Source organism: Paraburkholderia graminis C4D1M (genome assembly GCF_000172415.1).
GTDB classification, from domain to species: Bacteria; Pseudomonadota; Gammaproteobacteria; order Burkholderiales; family Burkholderiaceae; genus Paraburkholderia; species Paraburkholderia graminis.
Map to the genome: position 1 here is coordinate 487,435 of NZ_ABLD01000003.1, position 15,222 is coordinate 502,656.

10 protein-coding genes are annotated in these 15,222 nt (G+C 63.6%); 4 read left to right on the forward strand and 6 right to left on the reverse strand.

Going from position 1 to position 15,222, the window contains the following annotated elements; translation table 11 throughout:
• Positions 1 to 27 precede the first annotated feature (27 nt).
• The 3 genes from BGRAMDRAFT_RS07935 to BGRAMDRAFT_RS07945 all read left to right on the forward strand — a co-directional run bounded on the left by BGRAMDRAFT_RS07935 (position 28) and on the right by BGRAMDRAFT_RS07945 (position 5,247).
• Positions 28 to 273, forward strand: coding sequence for a hypothetical protein (locus BGRAMDRAFT_RS07935; protein WP_006048186.1), 246 nt, complete (start codon positions 28 to 30; stop codon positions 271 to 273).
• 137 nt (positions 274 to 410) lie between these two features.
• Positions 411 to 1,370 carry an ion channel gene (locus BGRAMDRAFT_RS07940; protein ID WP_006048187.1) on the forward strand — a complete coding sequence of 320 codons (960 nt, stop codon included), beginning with the start codon at positions 411 to 413 and terminating at the stop codon, positions 1,368 to 1,370.
• A gap of 289 nt (positions 1,371 to 1,659) precedes the next feature.
• The gene (locus BGRAMDRAFT_RS07945) at positions 1,660 to 5,247 is read left to right on the forward strand and encodes an indolepyruvate ferredoxin oxidoreductase family protein (RefSeq protein WP_006048188.1); all 3,588 of its coding nucleotides are present in this window, start codon (positions 1,660 to 1,662) and stop codon (positions 5,245 to 5,247) included.
• An 81-nt stretch (positions 5,248 to 5,328) separates the two neighbouring features.
• Here BGRAMDRAFT_RS07945 and BGRAMDRAFT_RS07950 read toward each other — a convergent pair whose 3' ends face one another.
• Positions 5,329 to 6,021, reverse strand: coding sequence for a copper homeostasis protein CutC (locus tag BGRAMDRAFT_RS07950; protein ID WP_006048189.1), 693 nt, complete (start codon positions 6,019 to 6,021; stop codon positions 5,329 to 5,331).
• 35 nt (positions 6,022 to 6,056) lie between these two features.
• Complete coding sequence (locus tag BGRAMDRAFT_RS07955; RefSeq protein ID WP_006048190.1) at positions 6,057 to 7,334, reverse strand: sensor domain-containing phosphodiesterase; 1,278 nt, start codon at positions 7,332 to 7,334, stop codon at positions 6,057 to 6,059.
• 287 nt (positions 7,335 to 7,621) lie between these two features.
• Between BGRAMDRAFT_RS07955 and BGRAMDRAFT_RS07960 the strand changes: the two genes are divergently transcribed.
• Positions 7,622 to 9,271, forward strand: a complete 1,650-nt coding sequence (locus BGRAMDRAFT_RS07960) for a Na+/H+ antiporter (protein ID WP_006048192.1) — start codon at positions 7,622 to 7,624, stop codon at positions 9,269 to 9,271.
• A 19-nt stretch (positions 9,272 to 9,290) separates the two neighbouring features.
• Here BGRAMDRAFT_RS07960 and BGRAMDRAFT_RS07965 read toward each other — a convergent pair whose 3' ends face one another.
• The 4 genes from BGRAMDRAFT_RS07965 to BGRAMDRAFT_RS07980 form a co-directional block, all read right to left on the reverse strand.
• A complete protein-coding gene (locus tag BGRAMDRAFT_RS07965; protein WP_006048193.1) occupies positions 9,291 to 10,598 on the reverse strand; it encodes a solute carrier family 23 protein in 1,308 nt (435 codons plus the stop codon).
• A 167-nt stretch (positions 10,599 to 10,765) separates the two neighbouring features.
• Positions 10,766 to 12,331 (reverse strand): methyl-accepting chemotaxis protein, encoded by a 1,566-nt coding sequence (locus tag BGRAMDRAFT_RS07970; protein WP_006048194.1) that lies wholly within the window; start codon positions 12,329 to 12,331, stop codon positions 10,766 to 10,768.
• Positions 12,332 to 12,705: 374 nt separating this feature from the next.
• Entirely contained in the window at positions 12,706 to 13,332 is a 627-nt protein-coding gene (locus BGRAMDRAFT_RS07975; protein WP_006048195.1) for a DUF2239 family protein, read from the reverse strand.
• 87 nt (positions 13,333 to 13,419) lie between these two features.
• Entirely contained in the window at positions 13,420 to 14,949 is a 1,530-nt protein-coding gene (locus BGRAMDRAFT_RS07980) for a sensor domain-containing diguanylate cyclase (protein WP_006048196.1), read from the reverse strand.
• Positions 14,950 to 15,222 lie beyond the last annotated feature (273 nt).

Sequence of the window (15,222 nt, forward strand, 5' to 3'; positions counted from 1 at the left end):
GCCTGAACGCAATGGTTGGAGGCGATCATGGCTGAACAACTGTTCCTCTACGGCGTGTACTCGATTCACGTGCGCCCGATCGAACTCAGCGGCGCGCGCTGGGACGCCGAGTACGAAATCCGGCATCGCGAGAAAGCGGTCAAGCCGTGGACGACCGTCGGCGGCGACAACGGTTATGGCGACTCCGCCGAGGCGATCGCGGCCGCGCATCAGCAAGCGGTCGAGGACATCGAACACGGCGCGGGCATTCCGAAGCCGCGGGCGTTTCCATAAAGCGGCATTAAGGCTTGCGAGTGCGAAGCGCGGCCGGCTTGCGCTTTCGGGCGCGCCGGGGCTTCGCACTCGCAAGCCCCGTTCGGCGAGCCAGGCGCCGTGCTACGCTTGCGCCGTTTTCATTCCTCGAGCACGCGATGGCTACCGAACCGACCGACCGTTTTCCCGGCATCGGCGACGCTGAAGAGCGCGCGCGAAAACGCCGCTTGCGCGGCAGCCGCGAACTGCGTATCGAGGATCAGGTGGTCGTCGCGCACGGCATGCCGATGCGGTTCTGGCAGGATCTCTATCACCGCGCGCTGACGGTTCGCTGGCCGACGTTTTTCGTCTCGCTCGCGGTGCTGTTCATGCTGCTCAACACGAGCTTCGCCGCGCTCTACATGCTCGGCGACGCACCGATTGCCAACCTGTATCCAACGGGCTTCGGCGGCGCGTTTTTCTTCAGTGTCGAAACGCTCGCCACCGTCGGTTATGGCGACATGCATCCGCAAACGGTCTACGCGCACTGGATCGCCACGCTCGAAATCTTCGTCGGCATGTCGAGCATTGCGTTGGCAACGGGGCTGATATTCGCGCGCTTCTCTCGCCCGCACGCGAAGATCATGTTCGCGCGCTACGCGGTCATCCGGCCGCTCGACGGCCACATGACGCTGATCGTGCGCTCGGCCAACGGACGTCAGAACGTGATCGCCGAAGCGCATGCGCGGCTGCGCATTCTGCGGCGTGAAACCACGGCCGAAGGCTACACATTGCGGCGGCTTCATGACCTGACGCTCGTGCGCGATCAACATCCGGTGTTCAAGCTCGGCTGGAGCCTGATGCATGTGATCGACGAAGAGAGTCCGCTGTTCGGCGAAACCGCCGAAACGTTGAAGGCACGCGACACGTCGCTGCTGCTGACGCTCGAAGGCGTCGACGAATCGACATCGCAAACCATGCAGGCGCGCCACATGTGGTCGTGCGACGAAATCTTCTGGCATCACCGTTTCGTCGACATCATGAGCGAGCAGGACGGCGTGAGCCATATCGACTACTCGCATTTCGACGAGATCGTGCCGCTCGACGAAGCGCCTGTCGCGGCAAGCGTGCGGCCGTAAGCGGCGATAAACGGCCAAAGCAGCAACACGCGAAGCGCGGGCGACAATCGCCCGATATAACCCGGCGAAGCACCCAGGGCATACCCGAAGCCATCCTTCGCGTGGCATATCCATCTCAAAACCGCGTCAAAACGCAGCGCTCTTCGCGCGCATTCGCGTGCATGCGCGGAAAGTAGAAAAAATCCACTCTGATTGGCGCTAAAAAATAGAGTCTCTTTCGCTGCGCGGGCTTCGTGGTTCCCACCGGTCCCCATCGCGCGCGCGAATGCAAAATTACGGAGACTCATCCATGACCGCTCGCCTGCCCATCGACGGCACGCCCGCTCTCGCCGACTACAAGCTGTCCGACAATCTCACCGCGACCCGCGGCCGCATCTTTCTGACCGGCACGCAGGCGCTCGTGCGCCTCGCGTTGATGCAGCGCGCGCTCGACCAGGCGCGCGGCATGAACACCGCCGGCTTCATCAGCGGCTATCGCGGCTCGCCGCTCGGCATGGTCGATCAGCAATTGTGGAAGGCGAAGAAACTGCTCGAAGCGAGCGACGTGCGCTTTCTGCCCGCGATCAACGAAGAACTCGGCGGCACCGCCGTGCTCGGCACGCAGCGCGTGGAAGCGGACCCGGAACGCACGGTCGAAGGCGTGTTCGCGATGTGGTATGGCAAGGGCCCCGGCGTCGACCGCGCGGGCGACGCGCTCAAGCACGGCAACGCGTACGGCTCGTCGCCGCATGGCGGCGTGCTGGTCGTGGCCGGCGACGATCACGGCTGCGTGTCGTCGTCGATGCCGCATCAAAGCGATTTCGCGATGATGGCGTGGCACATGCCGGTCGTGAATCCGTCGAACATCGCCGACATGCTCGAGTTCGGGCTGTACGGCTGGGCGCTGTCGCGCTTCTCGGGCGCGTGGGTCGGCTACAAGGCGATCTCCGAAACCGTCGAATCGGGCTCGACCGTCGATCTCGATGCGCTGCGAACCGACTGGACCGTCCCGCACGATTTCGAAGTGCCGGCAGGCGGCCTGCATAACCGCTGGCCCGACTTGCCGAGCCTCACCATCGAATCGCGGATGCACGCGAAACTCGACGCGGTGCGCCATTTCGCCAGGACCAACAGCATCGACAAATGGATCGCGCCGAGTCCGCATGCGAACGTCGGCATCGTCACGTGCGGCAAGGCGCATCTCGACCTGATGGAGACGTTGCGCCGCCTCGATCTGACCGTCGCCGACCTGGACGCGGCCGGCGTGCGCATCTACAAGGTCGGCTTGTCGTTTCCGCTGGAAATGACGCGCATCGATACGTTCGTCGACGGTCTTTCCGAAGTGCTCGTGATCGAGGAGAAAGGCCTGGTCATCGAGCAGCAGATCAAGGACTATCTGTACAACCGCACGCAAGGCGCGCGGCCGGCCGTGATCGGCAAGCATGCGGAAGACGGCAGCATGCTGCTGTCGTCGCTCGGTGAATTGCGGCCTTCGCGCATTCTGCCTGTGTTCGCGAACTGGCTCGCGAAGCACAAGCCCGCGCTCGATCGTCGGGAACGCGTGGTCGATCTGGTCGCGCCGCAAATTCTTTCGAACGCCGCCGACAGCGTGAAGCGCACGCCTTACTTCTGCTCGGGCTGCCCGCACAATACATCGACGAAAGTGCCTGAAGGTTCGATTGCGCAGGCGGGCATCGGCTGTCACTTCATGGCTTCGTGGATGGAGCGCGACACCACCGGTCTCATTCAGATGGGCGGCGAAGGCGTCGACTGGGCATCGCATTCGATGTTCACGAAAACGCGCCACGTGTTCCAGAATCTCGGCGACGGCACGTACTTTCATTCGGGCATTCTCGCGATCCGCCAGGCCGTCGCGGCGAAAGCCACCATCACGTACAAGATTCTCTATAACGACGCGGTCGCGATGACGGGCGGCCAGCCGGTCGACGGCAGCATTTCCGTGCCGCAGATCGCGCGTCAGGTGGAAGCCGAAGGCGTATCGCGCTTCGTCGTGGTCAGCGACGAGCCCGAAAAATACGACGGCCATCACGATCTTTTCCCGAAGGGCACGACGTTCCATCACCGCAGCGAAATGGACGCCGTGCAGCGCGAACTGCGCGACACCGACGGCGTGACCGTGCTGATCTACGACCAGACCTGCGCCGCCGAAAAACGGCGTCGCCGGAAAAAAGGCGAATTCCCCGATCCGGACAAGCGGCTCTTTATCAACGAGGAAGTGTGCGAGGGTTGCGGCGATTGCGGCGTGCAGTCGAACTGTTTGTCGGTGGAGCCCGTTGAAACCGCGTTGGGACGCAAGCGCCGCATCGATCAATCGTCGTGCAATAAAGACTACTCGTGCGTGAACGGCTTTTGCCCGAGCTTCGTGACAGTCGAAGGCGGCAAGCTGAAGAAAGCCGCGGGCGTCGCGTTCGATCCGCAAGCGCTGACCGAACGCGTGAACGCATTGCGGCTGCCCGCCACGCAGCTCGATGCCGCGCCGTACGACATTCTCGTGACGGGCGTCGGCGGTACGGGCGTCGTGACGGTCGGCGCATTGATCAGCATGGCCGCGCATCTGGAAGGCAAGAGCGCGTCGGTCCTCGACTTCATGGGCTTCGCGCAAAAGGGCGGCTCCGTATTGTCGTTCGTGCGTTTCGCGGCGCGCGACGAATGGCTCAACCAGGTGCGCATCGACACGCAACAGGCCGACGTGCTGCTCGCCTGCGATATGGTGGTGGGCGCAAGCGCCGACGCATTGCAAACGGTACGTCATGGGCGCACGCACATCGTCGTCAACACGCATGCAATTCCGAACGCGACCTTCGTGACGAACCCGGACGCGACGCTGCACGCCGACGCGTTGATCGACAAGATGCGGCATGCAGCCGGAGCCGAACGCATGTCCGCCTGCGACGCGCAGGCGCTCGCCACGCGTTTTCTCGGCGACACGATCGGCGCAAACATTCTGATGCTCGGCTTCGCGTGGCAACTCGGCCTCGTGCCGGTGTCGTTCGGCGCGTTGATGCGTGCGATTGAGTTGAACAACGTCGCGGTGCAGATGAATCAACTCGCGTTTTCGATCGGCCGTCTTGCCGCCGACGATCCCGCCGCGCTCGAATCGCTGTGGCAGGCGCGGCATGCGGCGAAGCAAACGGTGCGCGTCGATACGCTCGATGAACTGATCGCGCATCGCGAAGGCCGTCTGCAGACTTATGGCGGCGCGAGCTACGTGACGCGTTATCGCGCGCTGGTCGACGCCGCGCGTCGCGCCGAACATGCGGTAGATGCAAGCAGCGAACGCGTGACGCGTGCAGTGGCGACGACGTTTTATCGCTTGCTCGCGGTGAAGGACGAATACGAAGTCGCGCGCCTGCACACCGACGCCGCCTTCCGTGAAGCACTCGAAGCGCAATTCGAAGGCGTCGCGGGCAAGGACTTCGGCATCAAGTTCAATCTCGCGCCGCCGACGCTCACGCGCCCGCATTCCGGTGGGAATCCGACCAAGAAAACCTTCGGTCAATGGATGTGGCCGGTTCTCGGCGTGCTGGCAAAAGTGCGTGGACTGCGCGGCACGATGCTCGATCCGTTTGGCCGCACGCTCGAGCGCAAGATGGAGCGCGAACTCGCCGACGACTACGAAACCACGTTACAGCGCGCGCTTGCCAAGCTCGACGCCGGCAATCTCGAAGACGTCGCGAAGCTCGCCGATCTGCATGCTCGCGTGCGCGGTTATGGTCATGTGAAGGTCGCGAATCTCGCAGGCGTGAAGCGTGGCGAACGTGAACTCGCGGCGCGCTTGCAGATTGAAGCGGCGACGGGTGCGTCGGTGAAGAAATCGCTGGAGGATGTTAAAGGCGCGGGGCAGTTGCGCGGCATTCCGGTTGTGGTCGCGAAGTAGCACGCGTTGTAGAAACCGGCGCAACGCTTGCTGCTGCGCAAACGATGAAGCCGCTTCATGTGTCGACATGAAGCGGCTTTTTTATGCGTTCAACAATGCCCTGACCTGCGCAACTTTGTCGATGTCGATCGGCGCAAGTCCGTTGCCGCCCACACGCACACCCGACCCAAAGTGCACCGCTTGCACTTGCGTCCGGCTCACGAAGCCGGCGACTGCATCGACTGTCAGACCCGCGCCCGCGAGCACCGTGCAATGCGATCCCGCCGCCTGGCGCACAAGCGCGCGGATCGTCGCCTCGGCATCCAGCACGGAAGGCTGTCCACCTGACGTCAGCACGTTCGTCACGGCATTAAAACCGAGCAGCACGTCCAGCGCTTTTTGCTGATCGCGCACTTCATCGAACGCGCGATGGAAGGTGACGGCAAGGCCATCGGCGGCGTCGATTGCGCGCGCCAGTTGTTCGCGATCGATCTCGCCGTCAACGTTCAACATGCCGATCACCACGCCGTTCGCGCCCGCCGCTTTCACGGCGCGCACGTCATGCAGCATCAGCGCATGATCGTCGGCATCGTAGACAAACGAACGGCTGTGAGGACGCACGATCACGTTGACGGGAATGGAGACCGCGTTCACCACGGCTTCGATCAGACCGATGCTCGGCGTGAGCCCGCCCTCGCCCATCGCGGTGACGAGTTCGAGACGGTCAGCGCCCGCCTGCGCGGCGAGCCGCGCGTCGGCAACGGTAGTGGCAATGACTTCGAGCAGAACGGACATGAGCGCAACCGTGTGTCGTTGAAAACGACATGATGTCAGAAGCGCTCTTCGTCCACCCAGTCGATATCGCCGCACAGCACGCAGATTTGTCCGCCAACCTGCGTGGCCACCGACAACGTCACGCACGGCAATGCCTCGTTGATCGACAGATATGGACGCGTGACATGCACGCGCTCAGGTGCATTGATCGCATCGCGAAAGTACGGACGACGCAGCCAGTTCGCACCTTGCGCGTCGGCGAGCGGCAAGAAGCGCGTTTCATGCGCCGCGCGGTCGGCGCGCAGCACGACGTTGCGGCCCGCTTGCCGCCCTTTCGCGTCGAGCAGAAAGCAGCGCGCGGCGTGATCGAGCGCGAGGAAATTCCAGCACACTTCTTCCAGCGGCTCGCCAGCGGCAAGCCGCTCGGCCGCGCGTTCGAAGGCGCGCAGATACGGCGCGAGGCGAGTCGCATTGCGGCGCTCGCCCGCTTCAGTCTGGTCGCGATAACGCTCGGTGAGTTCGCCGATGCAACTGGCCGCATGCGTCGCGTCGGCCGCTCCCGGATTCGGGCGGCCAAAGAAAAAGCCTTGCACGAAGTCGGCGTTGCAGGCGAGCGCCATCTGCGCTTCGTGCTCGGTTTCCACGCCTTCGATCAGCACGAGCTTGCCCGCTTCGTGCAACAGCGCGACGAGGCCCGGCAGGATCGTCGCCATGTCGGCGCGATGCGCGGCGTGCGACAGCATGATGCGGTCGAGCTTCACGATGTCCGGGTTGAGTTGCCAGATGCGCTCGACGTTCGAGTGTCCCGCGCCGAAGTCGTCGAGTGCAATCAGAAAGCCGCGCTCGCGGAATTGACGCACGGCATCCGCGAGACGCTCGAGGTCTTCCGCGCGCTGCTCGAGCACTTCGAGTACGATGCGCCGCGGCGGCAAGTCGAGACGCTTGAGCGTGGCGAGCAATGCGGCGGACAGATACGGATCGGTCAACGCGCCGGGATGCACGTTGAGAAAAAGCCACTCGCGTTCGGCGCCGAGCACCTTGAAGTTTTCCAGATGCAGCGTCTGCGCGAGCCGGTCGAGTTGCAACACGTCGCCGACGCGCGCCGCCTCGCCGAACACATCGAGCGGCGACACGGGCCGGTCGAGCATATCGTGCGCGCGCAATAGCCCTTCATAGCCGACAGCCCGCATGTGCGACAGACTGAAGATGGGTTGAAACACGCTCGTGAGCGTCAGCTCGCCGTGCTGCACCGAAAATCGTTCGAGGCCCGATGTCACTTCGACGTCGAAGCCATGAGGCGCGGCGGCCGTTCTTTCCTGTTGCGCAATCGTCATGCAATCCTCTCACGCGAGAGCCGGGCCGGTCAGAACGCGGATGCGAACAACCCACGGCGCCATTGCTCCAAAATGTGCGTCATCGATATGGCTTAAGCAAGCTCCATGCGCACGCTTGCGCACATAGCGATGTAACTCGCGTGAAAGATTGCACCGACGGTATGGCGCGTGCGCCACCGGAGGGCGAGCGCGCACCGTTAAGGTGCGATGGGCGTGCGTGTGCGCGCCCTGGCTCCGATGCGCCGATCCGTCGGATAATCCCCGTTGTCTATTTAAGCCCTGTACCGATGGATATCGTCTTCACCGTATTGATTCTTCTGCTTGCCGTGGCAGCCTCGGGTGTCGTGACCCGCTTGCTGCCCTTGCCTTTGCCGCTCGTGCAAATCGCGATGGGCGCGATGCTCGCATGGCCGAAGCTCGGGCTGCATGTCACGTTCGACCCTGAAATCTTCATGATGCTATTCATTCCGCCGCTGCTGTTCGCCGACGGATGGCGCATTCCGAAACGCGAATTTTTCATGGCGCGCCGCTCGATCCTGATGCTCGCGCTCGGCCTCGTGTTCATGACGGTGCTGGCCATCGGCTACTTCGTGCACGCGCTGGTGCCGTCGATGCCGCTGCCGGTCGCGTTCGCACTCGCCGCGGTCCTCTCGCCGACCGATGCCGTCGCGCTCTCGGGTATCGCCGGCAAAGGCAAGGTGCCGGGCAGGCTGATGCATATTCTCGAAGGCGAAGCGTTGATGAACGACGCGTCCGGCCTCGTCGCGCTCAAGTTCGCGATCGCCGCTGCGTTGACCGGCGTGTTTTCATTGCGCGATGCGTCGATCAGCTTCGTGATCATCGCCGTCGGCGGTCTCGCGACGGGCGCGGCGGTGAGCTGGCTGTTCAGCTTCGTGTCCGTGCGCTTTCTCAATCTGACGGAAGAAGGCGACCCGGCGCCCGGCGTCGTGATGACGCTGCTGATTCCGTTCGCCGCCTACCTGATCGCCGAACGCTTCGAGCTCTCGGGCATTCTCGCGGCGGTCGCCGCCGGCATGATGATGAACTACACGACGCTCGCCACGTCGGGATCGGTCTCGTCGCGCCTGCGCGCAAACAATACGTGGATGATGATCGAGTTCGTCTTCAACGGCATGGTGTTCATTCTGCTGGGGCTGCAGTTCCCGCACATTCTCGGCCGCGCGCTGCTCGACGCGCATCAAACGAGCGACGCGCAAGTGGGACGCCTGATCGGCTACATCGCGGTCGTCGCTGTCGCGCTGTATGCGTTGCGCTTTACGTGGGTGTGGCTGCTGCGCTGGTTTTCGAGCCGCGGCGCAGCGCGGCATGGCCTCGTCAACGCGGTGCCGGGGCTGCGCACCGTGGCGGTTACGACAGTTGCCGGCGTGCGCGGGGCGGTGACGCTTGCCGGCGTGTTGTCGTTGCCCGAGACATTGCCTGGCGGCGCTGCGTTGCCTGGGCGCGACCTCGCGATCTTTATCGCGTCGGGCGTGATTCTGGTGTCGCTCGTCGTCGGCGTGATTGCGTTGCCGTTGCTCCTGCGCGGATGGCGCCGCGGCAAGGACCCGCACGCCGCGGAAGAAGCGCTCGCGCGCACGATGGCGGCGCAAGCGGCGATCCGCGCCGTCGACGATCTGCATGACAAGGAGTGCGCGAATCTCGACGAATCGGCCTCGGCCTATGCCGCCGACGTGACCGCGCGCGTCATGGATATTTATCGCCGCAGGCTGACGGCACTCGCCGGAGATCAGGAACCGCGCGACATGGCGCGGCGCGCGGACGCACTGGAATTTCGCATGAAGCTCTCCGCAATGCGTGCCGAGCGCCAGGTATTGCTCAGCTTGCGCAGCAATCAGACCATCAACGACGAAACGTTCAACAAGCTCATGCATGAAGTGGATTTGTCGGAGACGGCGCTGACCGCGCGCTGGAAGTAACGTCGTCTCCTGAAAACGATCAGGCTACCGGCCCTTGCACCGGCTTCCTTCGGAGCAGCGCGTAAAGAATGATCGCGCCGAACGTGGCCGTGCCGATGCCGCCAAGACCAAAGCCGCCGAGTTTCAGCGAGAAGTCGCCGGCGCCGAGCACGAGCGTGACCGCGGCCACGATCAGATTGCGGTTATCAGAGAAGTCCACTTTGTTGACGACCCAGATGCGCGCGCCGGTTACCGCGATCAGGCCGAACACGACAATCGAAACGCCGCCGAGCACAGGGCCCGGAATGGTCTGGATCACCGCGCCGAACTTCGGCGAAAAACCGAGCACGAGCGCGATCAACGCGGCGATCACGAACACGAGCGTCGAATAGATTTTGGTCACGGCCATCACGCCGATATTTTCCGCGTAGGTCGTCACGCCCGTGCCGCCGGCAAAACCGGAAACGACGGTCGCGAGTCCATCGCCGAGAAAAGCGCGGCCGATATAGCGGTCGAGGTTCTGTCCGGTCATCGCGCTAACCGCCTTGATATGGCCGAGATTTTCGGCGACGAGAATCACCGCGATCGGCGCGAGCAGCGTCATGGCCTGCATGTTGAACACGGGCGCCGTGAAATGCGGCATGCCGAACCACGCAGCGTTCGCAACGATCGAGAAGTCGACTGGCTTGCCCATGCCGAGGCCGTTCGTCACGATGGCATAGATCACGTAGGCCATCAGCAGGCCGACGAGAATCAGCAGGCGTTGCAGCATGCCGCGGCCAAACACGGCGACCGCGCCGACGCACAGCACGGTGACGAGCGCCATCCACGAATCGAAGTTGCTGCCGCTCACGCCGCGCACGGCAATCGGCGCGAGATTCAAACCGATCACGCAGACAATCGCGCCGGTCACGACTGGCGGCATCAGCGTTTCGATCCAGCGCGTGCCGACCGCCGACACGATCAGGCCGATGACCGCATACACCACGCCGCACGCGATGATGCCGCCCAGCGCGACCGGAACGTTCATGTTCGGCCCGTGGCCGCCGTAGCCGGTGACCGCGATCACGAGACCGATGAACGCGAAGCTCGAGCCGAGATAACTCGGCACGCGGCCGCCGACCAGCACGAAGAACAGCAGCGTGCCGATGCCCGACATGAAGATGCAGAGGTTGGGATCGAAGCCCATCAGCAAGGGCGCGAGCACGGTCGAGCCGAACATCGCGACGACGTGCTGAATGCCCATCGCGAACATCTGCGGCCAGGCAAGGCGTTCGTCAGTACCGACGATGCGCCCCTCGACGGCATCTGGCTGTGCGCGCCAGCGGGGAAAATAGGAATCGGCCATCGCGGGGGTTCTCCTCTATTCGGCGTTTTTCGTGGACGACGGCGCGCAAAAATAGCGCCGTGCGGGAATTACGCGCGAGTGTACGGAGTGCGATTGGAGGTGGCAAGCGCGGACAATATCGCGCGCGGCCAGGCACAAACGCGACGCGCGCGATGACGCGACGTTCGTCACGCGTGCTTCGGCTCGAGCGAGAACACCGTCACCGCCGCCTGCAACTGCCTCGCCTGATCCGCCATCGACGACGCCGCGGCCGCGGCCTGCTCGACGAGCGCGGCGTTCTGCTGGGTCACGTCGTCCATTTGCGCGACGGCGCGATTCACGCCTTCGATGCCTGTGCTTTGTTCCTGCGACGCCGCGGAAATCTCGTTCATCAAGTCCGTGACGCGACTGATCGCCTGAGTCACTTCGGCCATCGTCTGGCCGGCCCGCTCCGCGAGTTCCGCGCCGCTGTCCACGCGCGCAGTCGAGTTTTCGATCAGTTCCTTGATCTCTTTCGCCGACACCGCGCTGCGCTGCGCGAGCGAGCGCACTTCGCCCGCGACGACCGCGAAGCCGCGTCCCTGCTCGCCGGCGCGCGCCGCCTCGACCGCGGCGTTCAGCGCAAGAATGTTGGTCTGGAACGCGATGCCTTCAATCACCGCGATGATGTCGGTCATGCGCTTCGAGCCGGCCGCGAGTTCGCGCATCGTTTCGACCACATCGCCGACGAGATGGCTGCCGCGCGCCGCCACTTCCGAAGCGCCGTGCGCGACGCCGCCCGCCTGCTGCGCGTTGCCTGCGTTCTGCTTCACCGTCGACGTCAGTTGCTGCATGCTCGACGCGGTTTCCTGCAAGGCCGCGGCCTGCTCTTCGGTGCGTTGCGACAGGTCGGTGTTGCCCTGCGCGATTTCGCCCGATGCAGTGAGGATCGATTCGCTCGATTCGCTGATGCCTGCAACGATGCCCGAGAGCCGCTCGCGCATGTTGCGCAGTGCGAAGAGCATGCTCTGCGTGTCGCCGGGACGGGTTTCGACGCGCACGCTGAGGTCGCCGTCGGCGATGCGGTTCGCGATATGCATCGCGTAATCCGGCTCGCCGCCCAACTGACGCGCGAGGCGCCGCGCGATCATCGCGGCCAGCACGCCGCCCGCGACGATCGCGCCCAGCACGAGCACGAGCATCGCCATGCGCATGCGCTGATAATTGGCGGCGGCTTCGGCCTGCGCGTCGTTGCCTTGCTGACGGCGATAGTCGATCAGCGCCGTGATGCGGTCGCGCAATGCCTCACTCGACGCGATGGCGCGGCGCACCAGTTCGTCGTTGTCGACGCCGGCCGGGATCGGCGCAAGGCCGATCTGCTGCTGCACGATGCCTTCCCAGACCGCGGACTTCTGCAGCACGTCGTCGAACATCTGGCGGCCCTGGGCGGTGACGATCGTCGCGCGATAATTGTCGTAGCCCTCGTGCATTCGCTTGAGCGATGCCACGATGCTGTCCTTGAGCTTCTGACGGCCGGCTTCGCCGCTCACATAGCCGAGGTTCGCAGCGGCGAGATCCGAATCGATCTTGTGGCGGTTCGCTTCTTCGAGCCAGTAAAGGCCGTCCATATATTTATCGCAGATGGCATCCGTGATGTCATGCATCGACGACAGCGTCTTCAGCGATGTGCCGCCGATCACCACGCAAAACGCAATCACCACGGCGAATGCCAGCAGCAGTTTCCTGAACACGGTCATGCGATCGAACCACTTCATTGGCCTATCCTTCACAAGTCGCAACAAAAATGCTCGCTGCCGCGTCACGGCCGGAACGTGCCAACGACTCATCAGGAGTAAGAAGGCGCGTTGGCGACGCAGCGCTCAGCAGCGTTCAGTTCGTTTTACGGCGCGCAGCGCGCGGACTTGATGCGATGAATCCCGGAATAAGCGGGACAGGATAATGTAAGGAATACCTGGTAGATGCAAACGACCTACGCGTTTGAGATTCGTCCGATATCAAAGCAGCGATTTGGCTCTTAGACTTGCCCCGCTGCGTTGACCCCAATTAACGCATGCGATGTTGTTGTAACTCTCCGACTTTCCGCTCACGCTCTCCGGGTGTGAGCGGTTTTTTTTCGCCTTGCTTCGGTTCAGGCGTGCGGTTCGAACGCATTCTCTGCGAGCCGCAGCGTGTACCTGCGGACATCCTCCGGCCATTGCGCGATTCTTTCTTCGAAGCGCGGCCGGTCGCCGGCATAGAGCGCACGAGTCGCATCTTCGTAATCCGGCAAGTTGCCCGCCAGCGCCGTCATGAAGCGATACACCGCCTCCTGCGCTACGCGTCTGCGGTCGACATGCTCGCCGGTTGCGCGCGCCGTCTCCACCAGCTTGCGTAGCGCGACCGACGCGCCGCCCGGCTGCGCATTCAGCCAATCCCAATGACGCGGCAACAACGTCACTTCGCGCGCGACGACGCCAAGCCTCGGCCGTCCGCGACCGCGTGGCGTGCTGGTGTCGGCGGCGGCGGCGGCGGTGGTTGCGTCGGTGGAGGGATCTGCGGCGCGCTCAGCCTCGTTCAAGCGCGCGACAATGTCCTCCGCACTGCCGCGCAAATCGAATTCGACGGGAGCCGCGCTGGCGTCGTCGAAAACGAGGACGGGTGCCTGTTCGCCCCGCGCGAGGACTTCTTTGACGGCGAGCGCGACCCGCGGCAATTCGCCGGAAGCGATAAGGCGATGGCCCTCAAAGGCCGTACAGGTGCGGGAATACGTGGTCACGACAATCTCCGGTTCGGGAAGCTGTCGAATTATATCCGGGTTAAATAAAAGCGCAATATATTATCCGGGTATTATTGGGAGGCAGCGCTATCGACCAACGACAGTTGTCGCGCTGCCTTCCGCCGCCGGCACGCCCGGCCCGTACGAAGACACGCGATTGCGGCCCGCATCCTTCGCGGCATACAGCGCCTGATCGGCGGCATCGACGAGCGCGCGGCTCGACGTGAACGCCTCGCCCCGCATCGTCGCGACGCCGATGCTCACGGTCAGCACATGGTGCGAGCTGGCCACGTGACCGAGCCCAACCGCCTCCACGGCCGCGCGGATTTTCTCGCCAATGGACATTGCGCCGGCCTGGTCGGTGTCCGGCAAAAGAACCGCGAACTCTTCGCCGCCGTAGCGCGCCGCCGTGTCGCCCGGACGCTGCACGTTCTGCGTGATGCAGCGAGCCACCGTGATCAGCGCATCGTCGCCGGCCGAGTGGCCGTACAGGTCGTTGAATCCCTTGAAACTGTCGACGTCGATCAGCAGCATCGAAAGCGATCCGCCGTTGCGGTGTACACGGCGCCATTCGTTCTCCGCGGACTGCTCGAAGGTGCGGCGGTTGTCGACGCCCGTCAGACCGTCCGTGCTCGCGAGCAGGCGCAGTTCTTCCTCGGCGATGAGGCGCCGCCGTATCTGCTGCGCGAACAGCACGGCGAGCGCGATCATCGTGAGATTGAGCGCGCCGATCAGCGAGCCGATGATCCATGCGCGCCGCCGCCAGCCGACGTAGATATCGCGCGTGGACAGCGCGACGTCGAGAATCAGCGGATACATGTCGATGTGGCGAAACGCGTACCAGCGCTCGACGCCGTCGATCGCCGCCGTTCCGAAGAAGTCGCCGCTCGGCTGCTGGACGAAGCGCGAATAATTGGCTGTGCCCATCAGATTGATGCCGATCGTCTTCGGATCGTACGGACGCCTCATCAACATCGTGCCGTCGCTCAGCATCAGCGCCATCGATCCGCCGGCGCCGAGGTTCATCCCGTCGAACAGGCTGCGGAAATACTTCAGGCGCATCGTGCCCACGACTACGCCGCCGAAGCTGCCATCCGGCCGCGTGATGCGCCGGCTGAGGCCAATGCTCATGTCGGCGCCCGTCGTGCGCGGCATGAACGGACGGCTCACGTACAAACCGACGCTAGGCGAATCGCGATGGACCTTGAAGTAGTCGCGGTCGCCGAGATAAACGTGGCGCGGCGGCAGCGACTGCGAATCGATCGCGATATAGCCCGTTTCATCGATGACGAGAATCGAGCCCATGTCTTTCGCCGACGCCGAGCCGTCGAACAGCACCATCTGACGCAGCGCCGGATCGAGTTGCATCACGCGCGACTGCTTGAGCCCGTCGATCACCGTTCGGATCGACAAATCGTAAATTTCCAGATTGCGCGAGACGTCGCGCTCCACCAGCAGCGAGACGTTGAAGACCGAGTCCTGCGCGCGCCGCAACGCGTCGTCGTGCATCTGCGCGAGCACCCACACAGCGAGCGCGAGGATTGCGCTCGCCAGCACGCCACTGATCGCGATGATGAGGTTGGGACGACGCGTGACCATGTTGTTCGGTTCGGACATGCGCGGCCTTGGCGCGCGGTGGGGAAAGGACGCGCCCGTGGGCACGTATGGCAAGCCGGTAGCGTAACAGAGGGAACCGCGGCCCAAATCGTGGAAAAGACGGGGGTTTGGCGGCTTGCGCGGGGCTTACGGTTGTCTTTTGGTTGTCTTTTGGTTGTCTTTGGTTGGCGGTGAGAGTTGGGTGGAAGTCTAGACGGCGGCGGACGTTAACGGGTCGTGGATTACCCGGCTTCTCTCAAGTCCATCTGCGAAGCTCCGATAACCAATAAATGG

Excerpts from the sequence above, each read along its gene's own strand:
- BGRAMDRAFT_RS07935 (WP_006048186.1), top strand. The coding sequence starts at position 28 with ATGGCTGAACAACTGTTCCTCTACGGCGTGTACTCGATTCACGTGCGC.
- BGRAMDRAFT_RS07940 (WP_006048187.1), top strand. The coding sequence starts at position 411 with ATGGCTACCGAACCGACCGACCGTTTTCCCGGCATCGGCGACGCTGAA.
- BGRAMDRAFT_RS07945 (WP_006048188.1), top strand. The coding sequence starts at position 1,660 with ATGACCGCTCGCCTGCCCATCGACGGCACGCCCGCTCTCGCCGACTAC.
- BGRAMDRAFT_RS07950 (WP_006048189.1), bottom strand. The coding sequence starts at position 6,021 with ATGTCCGTTCTGCTCGAAGTCATTGCCACTACCGTTGCCGACGCGCGG.
- BGRAMDRAFT_RS07955 (WP_006048190.1), bottom strand. The coding sequence starts at position 7,334 with ATGACGATTGCGCAACAGGAAAGAACGGCCGCCGCGCCTCATGGCTTC.
- BGRAMDRAFT_RS07960 (WP_006048192.1), top strand. The coding sequence starts at position 7,622 with ATGGATATCGTCTTCACCGTATTGATTCTTCTGCTTGCCGTGGCAGCC.
- BGRAMDRAFT_RS07965 (WP_006048193.1), bottom strand. The coding sequence starts at position 10,598 with ATGGCCGATTCCTATTTTCCCCGCTGGCGCGCACAGCCAGATGCCGTC.
- BGRAMDRAFT_RS07970 (WP_006048194.1), bottom strand. The coding sequence starts at position 12,331 with ATGAAGTGGTTCGATCGCATGACCGTGTTCAGGAAACTGCTGCTGGCA.
- BGRAMDRAFT_RS07980 (WP_006048196.1), bottom strand. The coding sequence starts at position 14,949 with ATGTCCGAACCGAACAACATGGTCACGCGTCGTCCCAACCTCATCATC.